At 59.9% G+C, this 19,981-nt stretch carries 17 protein-coding genes; 9 read left to right on the top strand and 8 right to left on the bottom strand.

What is annotated here, in order from left to right; all coding sequences use genetic code 11:
- Positions 1–129 precede the first annotated feature (129 nt).
- On the bottom strand, positions 130–1,251 hold the full coding sequence (locus tag ACYZTR_RS16075) for a cytochrome P450 (protein ID WP_461972401.1): 1,122 nt from the start codon (positions 1,249–1,251) through the stop codon (positions 130–132).
- Positions 1,252–1,333: 82 nt separating this feature from the next.
- On the opposite strand from ACYZTR_RS16075, the gene ACYZTR_RS16070 reads away from it, so the two are divergent.
- Entirely contained in the window at positions 1,334–2,098 is a 765-nt protein-coding gene (locus ACYZTR_RS16070; protein ID WP_461972399.1) for an ArsR/SmtB family transcription factor, read from the top strand.
- On the opposite strand, the gene ACYZTR_RS16065 is transcribed toward ACYZTR_RS16070, so the two are convergent.
- The gene (locus ACYZTR_RS16065) at positions 2,095–2,703 is read right to left on the bottom strand and encodes a LysE family translocator (RefSeq protein WP_461972397.1); all 609 of its coding nucleotides are present in this window, start codon (positions 2,701–2,703) and stop codon (positions 2,095–2,097) included. The two genes, ACYZTR_RS16070 and ACYZTR_RS16065, sit on opposite strands and share 4 nt — an antisense overlap.
- A gap of 105 nt (positions 2,704–2,808) precedes the next feature.
- On the opposite strand from ACYZTR_RS16065, the gene ACYZTR_RS16060 reads away from it, so the two are divergent.
- From ACYZTR_RS16060 to ACYZTR_RS16050, 3 genes are all read left to right on the top strand, one after another.
- Entirely contained in the window at positions 2,809–3,708 is a 900-nt protein-coding gene (locus ACYZTR_RS16060) for a LysR substrate-binding domain-containing protein (RefSeq protein WP_461972395.1), read from the top strand.
- A gap of 79 nt (positions 3,709–3,787) precedes the next feature.
- Entirely contained in the window at positions 3,788–5,008 is a 1,221-nt protein-coding gene (locus tag ACYZTR_RS16055; RefSeq protein ID WP_461970790.1) for a putative DNA modification/repair radical SAM protein, read from the top strand.
- A complete protein-coding gene (locus ACYZTR_RS16050) occupies positions 5,005–5,847 on the top strand; it encodes a TIGR03915 family putative DNA repair protein (protein ID WP_461972393.1) in 843 nt (280 codons plus the stop codon). Before ACYZTR_RS16055 ends, ACYZTR_RS16050 begins: the two co-directional genes overlap by 4 nt.
- A 53-nt stretch (positions 5,848–5,900) precedes the next feature.
- Here the strand turns inward: ACYZTR_RS16050 and ACYZTR_RS16045 are convergent, their stop codons facing one another.
- From ACYZTR_RS16045 to ACYZTR_RS16025, 5 genes are all read right to left on the bottom strand, one after another.
- The gene (locus tag ACYZTR_RS16045) at positions 5,901–6,920 is read right to left on the bottom strand and encodes a branched-chain amino acid aminotransferase (protein WP_461972391.1); all 1,020 of its coding nucleotides are present in this window, start codon (positions 6,918–6,920) and stop codon (positions 5,901–5,903) included.
- Between the two features lie 235 nt (positions 6,921–7,155).
- Complete coding sequence (lpdA, locus tag ACYZTR_RS16040) at positions 7,156–8,538, bottom strand: dihydrolipoyl dehydrogenase (protein WP_461972389.1); 1,383 nt, start codon at positions 8,536–8,538, stop codon at positions 7,156–7,158.
- An 18-nt stretch (positions 8,539–8,556) separates the two neighbouring features.
- The gene (locus ACYZTR_RS16035; RefSeq protein WP_461972387.1) at positions 8,557–9,825 is read right to left on the bottom strand and encodes a dihydrolipoamide acetyltransferase family protein; all 1,269 of its coding nucleotides are present in this window, start codon (positions 9,823–9,825) and stop codon (positions 8,557–8,559) included.
- Positions 9,826–10,884, bottom strand: a complete 1,059-nt coding sequence (locus ACYZTR_RS16030; protein WP_461972385.1) for an alpha-ketoacid dehydrogenase subunit beta — start codon at positions 10,882–10,884, stop codon at positions 9,826–9,828. It lies immediately after the preceding gene.
- 1 nt (position 10,885) lies between these two features.
- Complete coding sequence (locus ACYZTR_RS16025) at positions 10,886–12,121, bottom strand: thiamine pyrophosphate-dependent enzyme (protein WP_461972383.1); 1,236 nt, start codon at positions 12,119–12,121, stop codon at positions 10,886–10,888.
- A 185-nt stretch (positions 12,122–12,306) separates the two neighbouring features.
- On the opposite strand from ACYZTR_RS16025, the gene bkdR reads away from it, so the two are divergent.
- Positions 12,307–12,795 (top strand): Bkd operon transcriptional regulator BkdR, encoded by a 489-nt coding sequence (bkdR, locus tag ACYZTR_RS16020; RefSeq protein ID WP_008005367.1) that lies wholly within the window; start codon positions 12,307–12,309, stop codon positions 12,793–12,795.
- 40 nt (positions 12,796–12,835) lie between these two features.
- On the opposite strand, the gene ACYZTR_RS16015 is transcribed toward bkdR, so the two are convergent.
- Positions 12,836–13,699, bottom strand: a complete 864-nt coding sequence (locus tag ACYZTR_RS16015) for an MBL fold metallo-hydrolase (RefSeq protein ID WP_461972381.1) — start codon at positions 13,697–13,699, stop codon at positions 12,836–12,838.
- Positions 13,700–13,862: 163 nt separating this feature from the next.
- On the opposite strand from ACYZTR_RS16015, the gene ACYZTR_RS16010 reads away from it, so the two are divergent.
- The 4 genes from ACYZTR_RS16010 to nahK all read left to right on the top strand — a co-directional run bounded on the left by ACYZTR_RS16010 (position 13,863) and on the right by nahK (position 19,944).
- Positions 13,863–14,669, top strand: a complete 807-nt coding sequence (locus ACYZTR_RS16010; RefSeq protein WP_461972379.1) for a sulfite exporter TauE/SafE family protein — start codon at positions 13,863–13,865, stop codon at positions 14,667–14,669.
- A 208-nt stretch (positions 14,670–14,877) separates the two neighbouring features.
- A complete protein-coding gene (locus tag ACYZTR_RS16005; protein WP_461972377.1) occupies positions 14,878–16,062 on the top strand; it encodes a porin in 1,185 nt (394 codons plus the stop codon).
- A 155-nt stretch (positions 16,063–16,217) separates the two neighbouring features.
- Positions 16,218–17,381, top strand: a complete 1,164-nt coding sequence (gene nosP, locus ACYZTR_RS16000) for a nitric oxide-sensing protein NosP (protein ID WP_461972375.1) — start codon at positions 16,218–16,220, stop codon at positions 17,379–17,381.
- Complete coding sequence (gene nahK / locus ACYZTR_RS15995; protein ID WP_461979756.1) at positions 17,350–19,944, top strand: hybrid sensor histidine kinase/response regulator NahK/ErcS'; 2,595 nt, start codon at positions 17,350–17,352, stop codon at positions 19,942–19,944. The genes nosP and nahK overlap by 32 nt, the downstream gene beginning before the upstream one ends.
- The last annotated feature ends 37 nt before the right edge of the window (positions 19,945–19,981 follow it).

The raw sequence follows: 19,981 nt of genomic DNA, 5'->3' as shown, positions 1-19,981 counted from the left end.
GATAGTCCATATTGGTTGTGAGGCTTTTCCACAAGGTTGTTTCCCTAGATAGCACACCCACCGTTCGTTTGATCGTTCCCACGCAGAGCGTGAGACGATCCGACTTGCCCGCAAGAACGATGGCACGATCTACGGCAAATCGCTAAAGAGCGGAATCCGCCCGTTCAGCGAAGGCCTGTAGTGCCAGGTCAGGCGATCCAAAGCAGGTTTCATCGCTAGAATTTCAATCAACGTAGCGCTGGCAATGCTCAGGGCCAGAATCTGCCCCGGACACTGATGCCGCCCCGCACCGAAAGTGAAACTGCGCCTGTCTGGACGATACAGAAGAAATACGTCTGGATGGTCATTGAACTGCGGATCACGATTAGCCGAAGCCAACAGCACCAGAATCACATCGCCCGAATTGAGGCTTACACCATCGATCTCACAAGGCGCAGCGACAAACCGGCGGGTGTTCTGCACCGACGGATCGAAGCGCTGAACTTCTGCAATCAAGTCTTCAACGCATGTCGATTCGCTGCGCAACGACGGGTTTCGAATCAACGCCAACAGCGCATTGCCGATCAGCCCGGCGGTGGCTTCATAGGTCTGGGAGAACAGGCCGATCAGGTTGGCAGTCAACGTTTCAGAGTCGTCAAAGGTTGCCGCGAAGCGCTGGCGGATCCCGGTGAGCAGGGCGCTCTGGTGGCTCGGGTCATCCAGCAGTTCAATGAAATAGCCGCTCAACTGTTCGGCAGCAGCCTGTGCCGCGTCCAATTGCACCTGGTCGCTGAGGGGCGACAAACAGGCCACGAAGTCGGCGCTCAGCTCGCCAATGGCGCGGCCCTGCGCAGGGGAAAACCCGAGCAATGCAGCTACCACGCAAACCGGCCCGCGGAACATCGCGTTGTACAACCCATCGGCGCCCGGTGTGAGCAGGCGAGCGCCAACCAGCGAATTGACTTCATCAACATCAATCAACGCCAATCCTGGTTGAATCGCCGACCTCGGGCAACGTTGCCGTTCGCCCTCATTCATCCGCATCAACTGACCAAAGACCCGTCCAGCCATGCCGCCAACAATCGCCTTGGGCACCGGCTCGTGGGCCGGCCGGACATGACAGTCTGGATGCGCCAGCACGGCCGCAACGGCACGGGCGCTGCTCGCCACCCACACGTTCAGTCCTTGGTGAAAAACCAGCCCGCCCTCCGCGCGCAGTTGCGCGTAATAGGGATAAGGGTCGGCATGAGTCGCAGCGATGATCGGGTCCATGGGTCGCAGCCTTGTTCGAGGTCGGAAAAGTGTTGCTACTATCTCCAGTCCGAAAGGCCCTTGATTCGTCCGGGAGCGAAATATGAACGTAGAACAGCACGACATCGGCATCTCTCAAGTGGCCGCGGCTATCGCGGAACCGGCCCGGACGAAAATCCTCTGTTCGCTGATGGACGGCCACGCCCGCACCAGCACCGAGTTGGCGGCGATTGCCGAAGTCAGCGCCTCCACCGCCAGCGCGCACCTGGCCAAACTCAAGGAACTGGCGCTGGTGCGATTGCATGTTCAGGGCCGCCATCGCTATTACAGGTTGGCGGACAATCGCGTCGCCCAGGCGCTGGAAGCGTTGATGGTGATCGGCCAGAACGCCGCGCCGACCTTCAACCCGCGTACCCCGGATCGCCTGCAATTTGCCCGCACCTGCTACGACCACATGGCCGGCACGTTGGCGGTGCTGCTGCATGACCGGATGATCGAAGCGGGGTGGTTGCTGGAAACCGATGAACAGGTCTATCAGCTGAGCGCCAGCGGTGAGGCGTTGTTCGAAGGATTGGGTATCGAGGTCAAGGATCTGAATACGCTGCGCCGCCGCTTCGCCTGCCCATGCCTGGACTGGAGCATGCGCCGGCCGCATCTGGGCGGCTCGTTGGGGGCGGCGCTGTTGCAAATGGCGATCAAGCGCAAATGGGTGACTCAGGACCTGGACAGCCGCGCGCTGGCGTTGACGGCGACAGGGCGCAAGGAACTCAGCAGCCGGTTCGCCGTTGAACTGCCGATTCAGGTATCGACAGCACAGCCCACGTCCACCGAAACCAGGCGTCGCGCGATCGCCAGTTCTGCGCCTTAGCGACTGGCCGAGGCCATCAGCACGCCGAAACCGGCGAAGGTCACGCCCGAGACTTTCGCCGCCAGCCAGGAACCCTTCGGGCTCGACAACCAGCCTTTGGCGGCATTGGCGAGCAAGGCATAACTGCCATGCACCAGGATCACCAGTACGCCGTAGGAGGCGACGAGCTTGAAGAACTGTGTGGAGAAGTGCGCCGAGGTGTCGATGAATTGCGGGAACACCGCCAGAAAGAAAAACACCGCTTTGGGGTTCAAAAACTGAATCGAAGCCGCTTCAAGGAAGCGATAACCCGGGCTTGAGGGGCGCATTTCAAGCAGCGTGCTGAAACGATCCGAGCGCCAGCTTTTGTAACCCAGGTACAACAAATAGGCGGCCCCTGCGTATTTCAACGCGGTGAAGGCGTTGGCGGAGGTGCTGAGGATCAGGCCGACACTGGTGGCGCTGATGGCGGCGACGACAAACGCCCCCGACGCGATCCCCAGAATTCCCGGCACTGCGCCCGTCCAGCCGTGACGCACAGCGTTGGACAGGGTCAGGACTACGCCAGGTCCCGGGCTCAAAATGGTCAGGGTGGCGAAAAGTAGAAAGAGTCCATAGTTGTTCATGTCTTGCTCCGTCAGGTGGCGCTGGCTGCATGCGGGCAGATTGGCGTGACGAGGAGGGCATGACAAACGCTTTAATTGCGCCGCATATGTGACTAAATTAGACGCATGATTAATCAACTTCCCCCGCTTAATGCTGTTCGCGCCTTCGCTGTTGCTGCTCGTCATCAGAGTTTCAGCCTGGCGGCCGAAGAGCTGCATGTCAGTCACAGTGCCATCAGCCGGCACGTCAAATTGCTTGAAGAGCACCTGGGCGTGCTGCTGTTCGAGCGGCGTATCCGTCAATCGGTGCTGACCCCGGTCGGCCAGCGCTTTTATGAGCAAGTCAGTGCCGGGTTGTCGCAGATCGCCAATGCTGCCGCTGCGCTCAAACAACATGCCTCGCTGCCAACCGTGAAGATCAATGTCCGTCCGTCCTTTGCCATGCTTTGGCTGACGTCCAGGCTGGAGGATTTCATTGCGCAGCACCCGGACATCAATCCGCAGGTGATCACCCAAACCCAGGCACCCGATCATGCACGCGACGGGTTCGACATCGTCATTCGCCGTGGTCGTGACGACTGGGCGCCGGCGATTGAAGCGCGAGCCCTCTTCGAAGACGAACTGTTACTGGTCGCGGCACCCTCGTTGATCGAGCGCCAGGCCCTTGAAGACCTCACGTCCCTGAGCCGGCACACGTTATTGACCGCCAAGGCGCGTCGCGAAGACTGGCACAATTGGGCCATGCACTTTGGTCAAACCCAATCAGCCACTCAGGTCACCCGGCAGTTTGATCACATGCACCGGGTGCTTGAAGCTGCCGTGGATGGAGAGGGCATTGCCTTGTGCCCGACCTCTTTGCTGGGCACCCACCTCTCGAGCGGAAGCCTGATCTGCCCGTTGCCCGAGTTGCGCATGTTGCTGCCGCGTTATTACTACGGGGTTGCGCCGGAAGTGACGGCGCAGACGCGGGTGTTTGTGGAATGGTTGTTTGCCCGGATTGCTCAGGATGCGGCTCTGGTGCTGTGACCCGACAAAGGGTTCGATGCTGACTTGAACAGGGGGCTCTGACTCTGTACTGTATATCCACACAGTATAGGCGTGCCCCATGGAACTCATCGACAAGCTCAGCATTCTCGCCGACGCCGCCAAGTACGACGCCTCATGCGCCAGTAGCGGCGCGCCGAAGCGTAGCTCCGAGGGCAAGAGCGGGTTGGGTTCGACCGATGGCATGGGCATCTGCCACAGCTACACACCGGACGGACGTTGCGTTTCATTGCTGAAGATTCTGCTGACCAACTTCTGTCTCTACGACTGTCAATACTGCGTTAATAGACGCTCCAGCGACGTGCCCCGCGCACGCTTCACGCCGGAAGAAGTGGTGACGCTGACCATGGATTTCTACCGGCGCAACTGCGTCAGCGGGCTGTTTCTCAGCTCCGGGATCATTCGGTCGGCGGATTACACCATGGAGCAGCTGATTCGCGTGGCCAAGCTGTTGCGCGAAGACCACGAGTTTCGGGGTTACATCCACCTCAAGACCATTCCCGAAGCGGACCCTGCGCTGATCGAGGAAGCGGGGCGTTATGCCGATCGCTTGAGCGTCAACATCGAGTTGCCCACCGACGCAAGTTTGCAAACACTGGCCCCGGAAAAACACCTGGGCTCGATCAAGCAAGCGATGCAGACGATCTACACCGGCGAGCAAACGGTGCTCAATGAACCGCGCGCGCCGAAATTCGCCCCGGCCGGGCAGAGCACGCAGATGATCGTTGGCGCCGATGACACCGACGACAGCACCATTCTTCACAGTGCCCAAGCGCTCTACGGCAACTTCCGTTTGCGTCGGGTCTATTACTCCGCGTTCAGTCCGATCCCCAATAGCCCGAAGAGCGTGCCGCTGGCCGCGCCGCCGCTGATGCGCGAGCACCGCCTGTACCAAGCTGACTTCTTACTGCGCAGCTACGGCTTCACGGCGGGCGAACTGTTCCAGGGGCCGGGACATCTCGCGCTCGACATCGACCCGAAACTGGCTTGGGCACTGGAAAATCGTGAAGTCTTCCCACTGGATCTCAATCGCGCCGAGGCGTCGTTAATCGCCCGTATTCCCGGCATCGGCCTTCGGACCACCGAGCGTCTGGTGGAACTGCGTCAGCAGCGACGCATTCGTTATGAGGATCTGGCACGGATGCGCTGCGTACTGGCCAAGGCCAAGCCGTTCTTCATCACCAGTGATTACCACCCGCAGCAGGCCGAGGTCACCAGTCATCTGCTGTATCAGCAACTGCGCGACCGTCCGCAACCGCAGCAAATGGGGTTGTGGGGATGATTAATCTGGATTGCGACGACCTGTTCGACACCTGGCGTCAGCAGGCGCGTTGGTTGCTCAGTCATGAGGTCGATCCCAGTTTGGTGGGCTGGGCCAGTGAAGGTGTGGCAGACCTGTTCGGCAGTGACGATGTACTGCCCGAAACGCAGGGGCCGTATCAGGCACGAGTTCCCAGAGCGCTGTTGGACACCCTTGAACGAGCTGCCCGTTATCGAGGTAATCAGCGTTGGAGTCTGTTGTACGAGGTGCTATGGAGGGTTAGTCACGGCGATCGTACGGCAATGCTCGCGGGTGACAAACTCGGCAGTGAATTCCAGAGACGAATCAAACAGATACAACGTGAATCTCATCATTTACATGCGTTCGTCCGGTTTGTCGCGATGCCCGAAAATGAGGGTCCGCAATACGTTGCCTGGTATGAACCGGCCCATGACATCCTGTACAGCGCCAGTGAACACTTTATCGGCCGAATGGGCCGTCACCGTTGGCTGATCGCCACGCCTCGAGACGGGGTGTACTACGATGGCGAGCAGTTGCTTCACCAACGGCAATGCCCGGTTGAATGGCAGCAGCTGGCGCGAAATGTCGACGACCCGCACGGCGAGATGTGGTTGACCTACTACAGCCACATCTTTAATCCGGCGCGGTTGAACCCGAAAGTCATGCAGGGGCATTTGCCGGCGCGGTTCTGGAAAAACCTGCCTGAAGGCGCGTTGATTCCGGGGTTGATCACTCAGGCACGGACCGGCAAGCAACAGGACGGTCAGGCCAGCGGCATCAAGGGCAGGGGCGGCAAGCGCATTGCACTGGGAGAGGGCGAACGTAGCCAAGGCTCATAAAAAAGCCCCCCATCGCCAATGCGATGGAGGGCTTCATTGCAGCGGACGTCAGATCAAACCTTGACGATCCAACCCGCTGGTGCCTCGACGTCACCAGTCTGTACACCGGTCAGCTCTTTGTAGAGCTTCTGGGTGACCGGGCCGACTTCGGTCTCACTGTGGAACACGTGCAGTTTGTCGTTGTAGCTGATGCCGCCGATCGGTGTGATCACCGCGGCAGTACCGCAAGCGCCGGCTTCCTTGAAGTCGGACAGCTTGTCGATGAACACGTCACCTTCGACCACTTCCAGGCCCAGACGCGATTTTGCCAGCTCGATCAACGACAGACGAGTAATACCCGGCAGTACCGACGGCGAGTTCGGGGTGACGAACTTGTTGTCGTGGGTGATCCCGAAGAAGTTGGCCGAACCGACTTCTTCGATTTTCGTGTGGGTCATCGGGTCCAGGTAGATGCAGTCGGCGAAAAGGGCTTTCTTGGCCTGGGAACCTGGCATCAGGCTGGCCGCGTAGTTGCCACCGACCTTGGCCGCACCTGTGCCTTGTGGGGCGGCGCGGTCGTAGCTGGAGATCAGGAACTTGTGCGGGGTCAGGCCGCCCTTGAAGTAGGCGCCGACCGGGATGCAGAAGATCGAGAAGATGAACTCGGGCGCGGTACGCACGCCGATGTTGTCACCCACGCCGATCACGAACGGACGCAGGTACAGCGCGCCGCCGGTGCCGTAAGGCGGGATGAAACGCTCGTTGGCGCGGACTACTTCTTTACAGGCTTCGATGAACTGCTCGGTTTCCACGAACGGCATCAGCAGGCGCGCACAGCTGCGTTGCATGCGTGCGGCGTTCTGATCCGGGCGGAACAGATTGATCGAACCGTCCTTGCAACGATAGGCCTTCAGGCCTTCGAAGCATTGCTGGCCATAGTGAAGGGCAGTGGAGCCTTCGCTGATGTGTAGCACATTGTCTTCGGTCAGGGTGCCTTTGTCCCACTCGCCATTACGCCAGTGCGACAGATAGCGCTTGTCTGTCTTGATGTAGTCAAAACCCAACTTGTCCCAATTGATGCTTTCGTTACCCATGACACCCTCTATCACTTAACGACCGCCGAAACGGTTCAAGGCTTCTGACGTTTTTCTGGATGGGGACAACAATACTTCATTCCGCTGCTATTTCGCAGCCCGGAATGCGTTCCGTTGATCGTTCCCACGCTCTGCGTGGGAATGCAGCCCGAGACGCTTTGCGTCCCTAAAGCGGACGCGGAGCGTCCGTTGAGGCATTCCCACGCGGAGCGTGGGAACGATCATGCGTCCGGTTTTACAAGTGCAACGCGTGACCGAGGGCACGCAACGCCGCTTCCTGCACCGCCTCACCCAGCGTCGGATGCGCGTGGATGGTGCCGGCGATGTCTTCCAGCCGGGCGCCCATTTCCAGGCTCTGACCGAACGCGGTCGACAACTCCGACACGCCCACCCCGACTGCCTGCCAGCCGACAATCACATGATTGTCACGCCGCGCCACGACCCGCACGAAGCCGCTTTTGGACTCCAGGGTCATCGCCCGGCCATTGGCCGCGAACGGGAAACTCGACACGATGCAGTCCAGGCCAGCAGCCTTGACGTCGTCCGGGGTCTTGCCGACCACCACCAGTTCCGGGTCGGTAAAGCACACGGCGGCAATCGCAGTTGGGTTGAACTCGCGGGATTTACCGCTGATCAGTTCGGCAACCATTTCTCCCTGAGCCATGGCCCGGTGGGCGAGCATCGGTTCGCCGCACAGGTCGCCGATGGCATACACGTTGCGCATGCTGGTCTGGCAGCGGTTGTCGATCTTGATCGCCGAGCCGTTCATGTCCAGGTTCAGCGCGTCAAGGTTCCAGCCCTGGGTGTTCGGTTTGCGACCGACGGCCACCAGTACCTGATCGGTTTCCAGGTTCAAGGTTTCGCCGTTCGGGTCAAGTACTTGCAGTTTATTGCTAGAAGAATCAAAGCCTTGGACGCTGTGTTTCAAGTAAAGCGTCACACCAAGTTTTTTCAGTTCGTCATGCACCGGCTGCGTGAGTTCAGCGTCGTAGGCAGGCAGGATACGATCCTGAGCCTCAACCACGCTGACCTCGGCGCCGAGCTTGCGATAGGCAATCCCCAGCTCCAGACCGATGTAACCACCACCGACCACGATCAACCGTTGCGGCACGGACGTCGGTGCCAACGCTTCAGTGGAGGAGATGATCGGCCCACCAATAGGCAGCATCGGCAGGTTCACACTTTTCGACCCGGTGGCCAGCACCAGGTGCTCGCACTGAATGCGCGTGTCGCCGACGTCGACGGTCTTGCCGTCGATGACTTTCGCCCAGCCTTTTATGACCTGGATCTTGTGCTTCTTCATCAGCGCCGAAACGCCGGTGGTCAGGCGATCAACGATGCCGTCCTTCCACTCGATGCTTTTGCCGATGTCCAGGGTCGGCGCCGACACGCTGATGCCCAGCGCCGAGTGCTGGCTGTGGTGCTGCGTCTGGTGGAACTGTTCAGCAACGTGAATCAACGCCTTCGACGGAATGCAGCCGATGTTCAGGCACGTACCGCCCAGTGATTCGCCTTCCACCAGAATGGTCGAGATGCCCAGCTGACCGGCACGAATCGCGGTCACATAACCGCCAGGGCCGCCGCCGATGATCAGCAGCGTGGTGTTCAGAGTTTGCATGCCTTGCTCCACAAATGCTTATTCCACAAACAGCGTGGCGGGTTGTTCGAGCAAGCCGCGAATGGCCTGGATGAATTGCGCCGCGTCCATGCCATCGACCACGCGGTGATCGAAGGAGCTGGAGAGGTTCATCATCTTGCGGATCACGATCTGGCCTTTCACCACCATCGGGCGTTCGACGATTTTGTTGACGCCGACGATCGCCACTTCCGGCAGATTCAGTACCGGCGTGCTGACAATCCCGCCCAAGGCGCCGAGGCTGGTCAGGGTGATGCTCGAGCCAGACAGTTCATCGCGACTGGCCTTGCCATTACGGGCAGCGCTAGCGAGGCGAGAAATTTCCTGAGCGTTGTCCCACAAGCTGCGGGCTTCGGCGTGACGCACCACCGGCACCATCAAACCGATGTCGGCTTGCGTGGCGATGCCCACGTGCACCGCGCCGAGGCGGGTGATGACCTGGGCTTCGTCGTCGTAACGGGCGTTGATCTGCGGGAAATCGCGCAGGGCGACGACCAGCGCGCGGACCAGGAATGGCAGCAAGGTCAACTTGCCACGGGTCGCGCCGTGTTTTTCGTTCAGGTGCGCGCGCAGTTCTTCCACGGCGGTAACGTCGATTTCTTCGACATAACTGAAGTGAGCGGCGCGCTGAGTGGCGTCCTGCATGCGCTGGGCGATCTTGCGACGCATGCCGATGACCGGGATTTGTTCTTCGTCGTTACGCTGGGCGTAAGCGGCGGCTACGGTCGATTGCGGCTGCTGACCCTGGGCCAGATAAGCGTCGAGGTCTTCGTGCAGAACGCGACCGGCAGGGCCGGTACCACGGACCAGACGCAACTGGATACCGAGGTCCAGCGCATGTTTGCGCACGGCCGGGGAGGCCAGCGGGCGCTCATCGGCCTCGCGAGCGACCATCGGACCTTGGCACACGGCAGCCGGACGAGGCGCCGCAGCCGGTTTGCTTTCCACAACGGCTTCAACTTTTGGCGCCGCAACCGCCGCTTCTTTAACGGCTGCCGGTTGAGCGGACTCTTTAACGTTGCCCGCGCCTTCGACTTCAATGCTGATCAGGATGCTGCCGACGGCCATGACTTCGCCCGGCACACCGCCCAGCGCGATCACCTTGCCGTGAACCGGTGACGGAATGTCGACCATCGCCTTGTCAGTCATGACATCAGCCAGTACCTGATCTTCGACGACCATGTCGCCGACTTTGACGTGCCATACCGACAATTCAACTTCTGCAATGCCTTCACCAATGTCCGGCATTTTAATAACGTGCGTGCCCATTTAGACCTCCATAACCCGATGCAAAGCCGCGCCCACTCGGGTCGGGCCAGGGAAATACGCCCACTCTTGTGCGTGCGGGTAGGGAGTGTCCCAACCAGTGACGCGCTCGATAGGCGCTTCCAGGTAGTGGAAGCAGTGCTCTTGCACCAGGGCGACGAGTTCGGCGCCGAAACCGCAAGTACGGGTCGCTTCGTGAACGATCACGCAACGGCCGGTTTTCTTCACTGACTTGACGATGGTCTCCAGGTCCAGGGGCCACAGGCTGCGCAGGTCGATGACTTCAGCGTCGATCCCGGTTTCTTCAGCCGCGACTTGCGACACATAAACCGTGGTGCCGTAAGTCAGGATGGTCACGTCCTTGCCGGGACGCGCGATGGCGGCAACGTCCAGCGGCACGGTGTAGTAACCGTCCGGCACTTGCGCGGCCGGGTGTTTCGACCACGGGGTTACCGGGCGATCGTGGTGACCGTCGAACGGGCCGTTGTACAGGCGTTTTGGCTCGAGGAAGATCACCGGGTCATCGTTTTCGATGGAGGCGATCAACAAGCCTTTGGCATCGTAAGGGTTGGATGGCATGACCGTACGCAAACCGCAGACCTGGGTGAACATCGCCTCGATGCTCTGGCTGTGGGTCTGGCCACCGTAGATGCCGCCGCCGCAAGGCATGCGCAGGGTCATCGGCGCGGTGAACTCGCCGGCCGAGCGATAACGCAGACGAGCGGCTTCGGAAATGATCTGGTCCGACGCCGGGTAAACGTAATCGGCGAACTGGATCTCGGCCACTGGTCGCAGCCCGTAAGCGCCCATGCCCACTGCGACGCCGACGATGCCGCTTTCGGAAATCGGCGCATCGAACACACGGGAGGTGCCGTACTTGGATTGCAGGCCTTCGGTGCAACGGAACACGCCGCCGAAGTAACCGACGTCCTGGCCGAACACCACGACGTTGTCGTCGCGCTCAAGCATCACATCCATGGCCGAGCGCAGGGCCTGGATCATGGTCATGGTGGTGGTGGTCATGGCGGTTTCCAACTCGATTTTATTGTTGTGATCGTTCATGTCAGATCCCCAACTCTTGACGCTGGCGCTTCAAGTGCTCCGGCATCTCTTTGTAGACGTCTTCGAACATGGTCGCGGCGCTTGGAATCTGGCCGCCGGCGAGGGTGCCGTACTGTTCGGCTTCTTTCTGCGCGGCGATCACTTCGGCTTCCAGCTCGGCGCTGACGGCGACGTGTTCCTCTTCGGACCACTGACCGACTTTCACCAGGTGCTGCTTGAGGCGCGCAATCGGGTCGCCCAACGGGAAGTAGCTCCAGTCGTCGGCGGGACGGTATTTTGACGGATCGTCGGACGTTGAGTGCGGGCCGGCACGGTAGGTGACCCATTCAATCATGGTCGGGCCGAGGTTGCGGCGGGCGCGTTCAGCAGCCCAGGCAGAGGCGGCGTAGACCGCGACGAAATCGTTGCCATCGACCCGCAGGGAGGCAATGCCGCAACCGACGCCACGTCCGGCAAACGTGGTGGCTTCCCCACCGGCAATCGCCTGGAAAGTGGAGATTGCCCACTGGTTGTTGACCACGTTGAGGATCACCGGCGCACGGTAAACGTGGGCGAAGGTGAGGGCGGTGTGGAAGTCGGATTCAGCGGTGGCACCGTCGCCGATCCAGGCCGAGGCGATTTTGGTGTCGCCCTTGATCGCCGAGGCCATGCCCCAGCCCACGCCTTGTACGAATTGGGTGGCGAGGTTGCCGGAAATAGTGAAGAAGCCGAAGTCTTTGACCGAATACATGATCGGCAGCTGACGGCCCTTGAGCGGATCGCGCTCGTTGGACAGCAATTGGCAGATCAGGTCCACCAGCGGCACTTCACGCGCCATCAAGATGCTTTGCTGACGGTAAGTGGGGAAGCACATGTCGTCGATGTTCAAGGCCAAGGCCTGGGCGCTGCCGATGGCTTCTTCGCCAAGACTTTGCATGTAGAACGACATTTTTTTCTGACGCTGGGCGACCACCATGCGGTTGTCGAAGATCCGCGTCTTGAGCATGGCGCGCATGCCTTTACGCAGGATCTCGACCGGTACACCTTCGGCCCATGGACCGAGGGCATTGCCCTCGTGGTCGAGCACGCGAATCAGGCCCTTGGCCAGGTCGGCCGTGTCGGCGGGTTCAACGTCAATTGGGGGTTTGCGCGCCGTGCCTGCGTCGGTGAGACGCAGGTAGGAGAAGTCGGTTTTGCAGCCGGGGCGGCCCGAAGGTTCGGGAACGTGCAGACGCAGCGGTTCGTACGCTTGGTTCATGGCTTCTACGCTCGATCTTGTGAATTTTTTGTAGTGAGCTGACTGTCATTCTTCTGTGGAAGAAATCTTGTCCTACAACAATCATAGTCCCGGCCAAGAAGAATATTTCTCTCTGTTTCGTTGCGCTTAGGATCATTTGAGGATAAAAAATCTGCATAAACACAAAAAACAGGTGGTTTTGTCTCATGCGCAAACTGGACCGTACCGATATCGGCATTTTGAACAGCCTTCAGGAGAACGCCCGCATCACCAACGCCGACCTTGCACGCTCGGTCAATCTGTCGCCGACGCCGTGCTTCAACCGGGTCAAGGCGATGGAAGAATTGGGGTTGATTCGCGAGCAAGTGACACTGTTGGATGCCGATCTGTTGGGGCTGCACGTGAATGTGTTCATTCATGTGAGCCTGGAGAAACAGGTGGAGGAGGCGCTGCAGCATTTTGAAGAGGCGATCTCGGATCGCCCGGAAGTGATGGAGTGCTACTTGATGGCCGGCGACCCGGACTATTTGATCCGGGTGCTGGTGCCGACCATTCAGTCGCTTGAGCGCTTCATGATGGACTTTTTGACCAAGGTGCCCGGGGTCGCGAACATCCGTTCGAGCTTTGCGCTCAAGCAGGTGCGCTATAAGACCGCGCTGCCATTACCCGCCAACGGCCTGACCCTCAACAACTAAACGCAACCCACTGCTACGGGTTACGGGTTACGTGTTTGGTTTAGAGTTTGTTGATCGGAATCTTCAGGTACACCACGCCATTGTCCTCGGCCGGCGGTAAATTCCCCGCCCGCACATTCACCTGAATCGCCGGCAGCAACAGGTTTGGCATGCCCAACCCTGCATCACGCTGGGTGCGCATGGCGACGAACGTCGCTTCATCAATGCCGTCATGCACGTGAATGTTGCTTTTGCGCTGTTCACCCACCGTGGTCTGGCACTGAGGTTCGCGCCCCTCGGGCGGGTAATCGTGGCAGACATAAAGTCGCACACTGGCAGGAAAGGCCAGCAGTTTGCGAATCGAGGCGAACATCTGGTTGGCGTTGCCGCCGGGAAAATCACAACGAGCGGTGCCCACGTCCGGCATGAACAATGTATCGCCCACCAGAATCACATCGCTGTCGATCAGATAGGCCATATCCGCTGGCGTGTGCCCGGGAACATGCAGGGCCGTGGCCTTGAGGTTGCCGATCATGAACGATTCGTCCGGCGCAAACAGATGGTCGAATTGCGAACCGTCGATACGAAATTCCGGCTCGAGGTTGAATAGGCTTTTGAACACCCCTTGAACCTTGCTGATCGACTGACCAATCGCGATCTTTCCACCCAATTCCCGACGCAAGTAAATCGCAGCGGACAGGTGATCGGCATGGGCATGGGTTTCCAGCAACCATTGCACCTGCAAGTGGTGTTCGCGCACGAAGGCGATCACCCGGTCAGCCTGGGTGGTCGTGGTTCGCCCGGCGGCGGCGTCGTAATCCAGCACCGGGTCGATGATCGCGCACTGACCCCTGGCGTGCTCGTAAATCACGTAACTGTAGGTCGACGAGGCAGGGTCGAGGAAGGCTTCAATCAAGGCAGGCATGGTGGCCGTTTCATTCTGAACAAGTGTTGAGGGTAGATTCATTTTCCCTGCGCTGACCAGCCCCGGGTCTATTCAAAGTAAGAAAAAAATCCGTTCGGGCTCTATCCTGTCTGTCATCGATACCGGGCATTCCCGGCTTTATTCTGCGGATCACGAGCGTTTTATGGTGTTGGCAAGTTTTTTTGGGGTGGTGATGGGACTGGTCCTGGGATTGACCGGCGCCGGTGGCGGCATTCTTGCGGTCCCGGCCTTGGTGCTGGGGTTGGGTTTGACCATGACCCAGGCCGCGCCGGTCGCTCTGTTTGCGGTGGGCAGTGCCGCGGCTGTCGGGGCCATTGATGGTTTGCGCCATGGACTGGTGCGCTATCGCGCCGCGATGCTGATCGCATTGCTGGGGGCGATTTTTTCGCCGGTCGGCATCTACTTCGCCCATCAGTTGCCGGAAAAAATTCTGATGATTCTGTTCAGTCTGCTGATGGTCATGGTGGCCTGGCGGATGCTGCGTCTTGAGCGCCAGGAAGAAGGTCCAAACGACCACGGCCACGCCAACTGGGGCCAGAAGAACTGCATGCTCGATCAGCAGACCGGGCGCTTTTCCTGGACCGCCAAATGCACCGCGACCCTTGCCGCACTGGGCGCAGTGACCGGGGTTGTCTCCGGGTTGCTCGGGGTGGGCGGTGGCTTCTTGATCGTTCCGGCGTTCAAGCAGCTGACCGATGTGCAGATGCGTGGAATCGTCGCCACCTCCTTGATGGTGATCAGCCTTATTTCCGCTATCGGCGTGATCGGCGCCTTTCATGCCGGGGTGCGAATCGACGGTGTGGGCGTGGCATTTATCGTCGCGAGCATCGTTGGCATGATCATTGGCCGTAGGCTTTGCGCGCGAGTACCGGCCCGGGGATTGCAGATTGGCTTCGCCAGCATCTGTGTCGTAGTGGCCGCTTACATGCTGTTTAGAGCAGGCGTCTAGCAAGTACCGGTTCTTGCGGACGCCAGTCCGTTCCACAGGCGTACACCCTAAGTTCCGGGCCTGCCGACGGGCGGTCTTACACCGAACTTGCCGCGCTAAACCTGCCACTCCAAAGCACTTCAAAACCGCCTCCAAGGCAGCGTATGACGTCGCCGGTCAGCTTTCGATAATCGCCTCCGACATCCAGTCCCCCGCTGCGGAGCGCGTCATGCACAACAATAAGAACATCCAGCATCGTTTCTTGCTTGTTTTCATCGCCAGCCTGTCGACCCTCGGTTTGAGCGCGATGGCCGAAGCCGAGATCATGCTGTACGACAAAGACCAGACCACGTTTTCCACCGATGGCTACATTAACGCCTTCTATGTGAACAGCGATGTGGACCGTGCCGGCGACCAGTTCGACCGCAAACAGGCGCGTGTGAAAATGGGCTTTTTGCCCAACTACCTGGGCTTCAACATGAGCAAGCAGATCGATGACCTCAAGCTCGGTGCCCGGACTTCGTTCTGGGTGACCATCAACGACAGCGAGACCAATGGCACCGACACCGCCATCGATGTGCGGCAGTTCTACGGCACCGTGGCTAATCCTGAGTGGGGTGAGGTGTTGATCGGCAAGGACTTTGGCCTGTTCGCCCGTTCCAACATCCTGCTGGATGAAATGCTCGCCGGTTACGGCCAGGTCAGCGATTCCCTGGGGCTGGTGGACGGTGGCGGGGTGTCGTTCGGCAACATCGGCACGGGTTATCCGTACCCATTCCCTACGTCGCAGATTACCTATCGCACGCCGGTGATGGAGGGCTTGCGGGTCGCGGTGGGGATCATGGACCCGGTGGACACCAACGACAGCAGTCCATTGGGCAAGGCCTATCAGGAGAACCCGCGCACCGAGAGCGAGATCACCTATCAGTTTGACGTTGCCGGGGCGAAGATCTACAGCTGGGTCAACGGCAGCTACCAGACTTCGGACAATACCGATTCCACTGTCCAGTCTGTCACCTCCAAAGGCGTCGGCTACGGTGTGCAAGCGAAGATGGGTGGGCTGTCTCTTACCGGCTCCGGCTTCCAGGCCAAGGGCATCAATCCGTTCTTCACCAACAACGCCGGCGAACCGACCCTGCGCAACGTCGACAGTGACGGTTATCTGCTGCAGGGCTCCTACAAACGGGGCAAGAACCGACTGGCCTTGTCTTATGGCAAGACCAACGACGACGGCAATGGCGTGGTCGGCAGCGGCGCGGACTACGAAACGCGCGGCATTGCGTTGTTCCATGATGTCAACGACAACCTAAAGCTAGTGGCCGAGTACAACCAGTTCGCAATCAACGGCCACGACACCAGCGACCAGAACGAAGACACCGACACCTTTGCGGTGGGGGCGGTGCTGACCTGGTAACCCTTCGGTGGCGACTCCGGCTGCGCGCATCGCGGCGAGGGTCGCCACCGCTCTCATCCCATTGAAGCGGCTACCCGCTACCCAAGTAGCATACGTCGCGACCCTCAGGCTTCGTACACTCGGGCCTCATACATGCGCACCTGCGGGAGGCGACAATGCAGCAGGTCCAGAACGAAGGTGTGGTCAGTGCAATGTCCCAGGCCACCGATGCCCAGGAGGTTGCCCAGGCGTTGGCGCGGCAGTTGTTGCACCCGCATCTGGGGTTTGTGCTGTTCTTCTGTTCCGCCGAGTACGACTTGCAGGCGCTGGGCCTGGCCTTGCAACAAAGCTTCGGTGGCATTCGCCTGGTGGGTTGCACCAGCGCCGGGGAAATCACGCCGTTGGGCTACGGTCGCAACTGCGTGACCGCGGTGGGCTTCGACCATCGGCATTTTTCCATCGACGCCGAACTGATCTCCGAGATGGAGCGCTTCAGCCTGATCGACGCCCAGCAAATGGTCGAGCGACTGGTCAGTGGCTGTCGCAGCAACACCCAGGCGCCGATCAAGGGCAACAGCTTTGCGCTGACCCTGCTCGATGGTTTGTCCAGCCGTGAAGAAATGGTCCTCGCGGCCCTGAGTGCGGCGCTGGGTGACATCCCGCATTTTGGCGGTTCGGCCGGCGACGACAATTACCTGACCCACACCCACGTCTATTTCAATGGCGAGTTCCACAGCGGCGCGGCGGTGGTGGTGCTGGTCAACACCTGGCTGGATTTCGAGGTGTTCACCACTCACCACATCTTGCCGAGGGCGGAAAAACTAGTGGTCACCGGCGCCGACAGCGCCTCGCGCCGGGTCTTTGAACTCAATGCCGAGCCGGCCGCCGAGGAGTACGCCCGGCACATCGGTGTGCCGGTAGCGGAGCTCGATCATCGGATCTTCGCCGCGCACCCATTGGCCGTACGGATCAACGATCAGTATTACGTGCGGGCGATCCAGCAGGTTCATCCGGACCTGAGCCTGAGTTTCTACTGCGCGGTGGAAAACGGCATCGTTCTCACGGTCATGACGCCAGGCCCGATGCTGCCGAATCTGCAAACGCTGTTCGAAGGGTTGCAGGAGCGCCTCGGCGATCTGCTGCTGACCATTGGCTGCGACTGCTTTCTCAGGCGTCTGGAGCTGGAAGACGGCGGCAGACTGGAGCAGATAGGGGCTTTTTTGCGTGACCAACGGGTGATGGGTTTCAACACCTACGGAGAACAGTTCAATGGCATGCACATCAACCAGACCTTCACCGGGGTTGCCATTGCCCGAGGCCGGTCCCCTGGGCATCGCTGAGCTTCAGGCACAGATCGCCGGCCTGCAGCGCGACAACCACAAACTGCAGCGCATCAATGGCGCGCTGATCGAGCGGATCGAATCCGGCATCACTCGCGGCAACGACCCCTACGCGGCGTTCCAGCATTCGGTGGTGCTGGCCGAACAGGTGCGTGAACGCACCGACGCCTTGAACCAGGCCATGGCTGAACTCAAGTCAGGCAATCACTTGCTCAGCGAAGCACGCCTGCGCGCGGAAACCGCGCATCAGCATTTGATCGATGCCATCGAGAGCATTTCCGATGCGTTTGTGCTGTTCGATGCGGACCAGCGGATCGTGCTGTTCAATAGTCGCTTCAAGGCTTTCTGGGGTAAAAGCCGGGTGCGGATCAACGCCGGCATGCGCCTGGCCGAGGTCAAGCGGCTGATGTCCGCCACCGGGCTGTTCACCGAAGAACCGCGCGGGCATGCCGACGAAAATCTGCTGTATCGCCTGCAGGACGGTCGCTGGTTGCAAGTCAGCGAACGACCGACCCAAGAGGGCGGACGGGTGATCCTGTTCACCGACATTACCGACGTCAAACTCAGCGAAACCATGCGCCGCGAGCAGGCGGTGGCGCAGAAATCACATCTGTTGCAACGGGCGGTCGACAACCTTTCTCAAGGGGTGGCGATGGTCAACGCCGAGGGCATTCTGGAACTGTGGAACCGACGCTTCCTCGAGTTGAGCGGCCTGGCGCCGGTGGCGGCCCATCGGCAGTTCGCCGAGGTGATCGCCGACAGCGAGTTGCACTTGCTGACGCCGGCCAGTCGTGATCTAAACGGGCGGCACGTGCAGGAATGCGAGCAGCGTCTCTACGATGGCCGGGTGCTGGAAATCCGCACCCATCCGTTGCCCACCGGCGGTTTCGTCAACACCTTCACCGACATCACCGAACGCTACCAACACGCCGAAGCGCTGAGCGAAAGCGAGCGCTGGATTCGTCTGATCACCGACCATGTGCCGGCGCTGATTGCCTACCTGAATGCCGACCTGGTCTACGAGTTCACCAACAAGGTGTATGAAGAATGGTACTGCTGGCCTCGGGGCGTGATGCTTGGGCAGAGCCTGCGCGAAGTCCACAGCGAACAGCATTACCAGCGTCTGGAAGCCTATGTGGCTCGGGCGTTGGCCGGTGAGAGCGTGACGTTCGAGTTTGCCGAAACCAACATCAACAACCAGGAGCGCTACATGCTGCGCTCCTATGTGCCTAATCGCCTTGCCACCGGAGAAGTGGTGGGGATTTTCGTGTTGATCCGCGACATCACCGAGCGCCGCCGCACCGCCGAGGCGCTGCACCAGGCCTATCAGAACCTTGAATTGCGGGTGCGCGAGCGGACGGCGGAACTGACGACGCTCAACGACCAATTGCTGCGCGAGATCGACGAGCGTCGGCGAGCGGAGTCTCGCCTGCGCGAAGCCAAACTCGAGGCCGAGCAGGCCAACCTGTCAAAGACCAAGTTTCTTGCCGCCGTCAGTCACGACTTGCTGCAACCGCTCAATGCCGCGCGGCTGTTTACCAGCGCTTTGCTGGAACGACGCGAACCGGTGGCCAATGCGATTTTGGTGCGTAACGTCAGCAACTCCCTGGAAGACGTGGAAAACCTGCTGGGCACTTTAGTGGACATCTCCAAACTGGATGCCGGGGTGATCAAGGCCGACATTGCGCCGTTTGCCCTGAGCGAATTGCTGGAAAACCTCGCGGCCGAGTACACCCAGGTGGCCCGCAGTGAAGGCCTGGAGCTGCATTTCATCCCGTGTTCCGCTCTGGTGCGCAGCGACATTCAGTTGCTGGCGCGGATCCTGCGCAACTTGCTGAGCAACGCCATTCGCTACACCTACAGCGGTCGTGTGGTGCTCGGTTGCCGGCGTCATCACCAGCGCCTGTCGATCGAGGTCTGGGACAGCGGCATGGGCATTGCCGAAAACCGCCTGGAAGAGATTTTTCAAGAGTTCAAGCGCGGTGACGTGCAGCGTCCGGATCAGGATCGCGGGTTAGGTTTGGGGCTGGCGATCGTGGAGAAGATTGCCGGGATTCTCGGTCACCGCATTCACGTGCGTTCGTGGCCGGGCAAGGGCTCGATGTTCTCCGTCGAAGTGCCTTTGAGTGCTACGGCACCCAAAACGCTGCCAAGCCTGCTGATGAGTGAACCGATGCTTGAACGTCTGCGTGGGGCGCGGGTGTGGGTGCTGGATAACGACGCGGCCATTTGCGCCGGCATGCGCACGCTGCTTGAAGGGTGGGGGTGTCTGGTGGTCACGGCGCTGTCCGAGGAGGACCTGGCGCGACAAGTGGACAACTATCACGAAGAAGCAGACTTGCTGATCGCCGACTACCACCTGAATGACGATCAGAACGGCGTTGATGCCGTTGCCCGGATCAACGCCCGTCGCGGCTCGGCCATTCCGGCGATGATGATCACCGCCAATTACAGCAATGAACTCAAACAGCAGATTCGCGAATTGGGCCACACCCTGATGCACAAACCGGTGCGGCCGATGAAGCTCAAGACCGCGATGAGTCACTTGCTCGGCAGGCCTTGAGCCCAGGATCGTTCCCACGCTCTGCGTGGGAACGATC

This window comes from Pseudomonas sp. Hz4 (assembly GCF_054898165.1).
The sequence above is the reverse complement of the archived record's forward strand: the minus strand, read 5'-3'. Positions and strand labels throughout refer to the sequence as shown.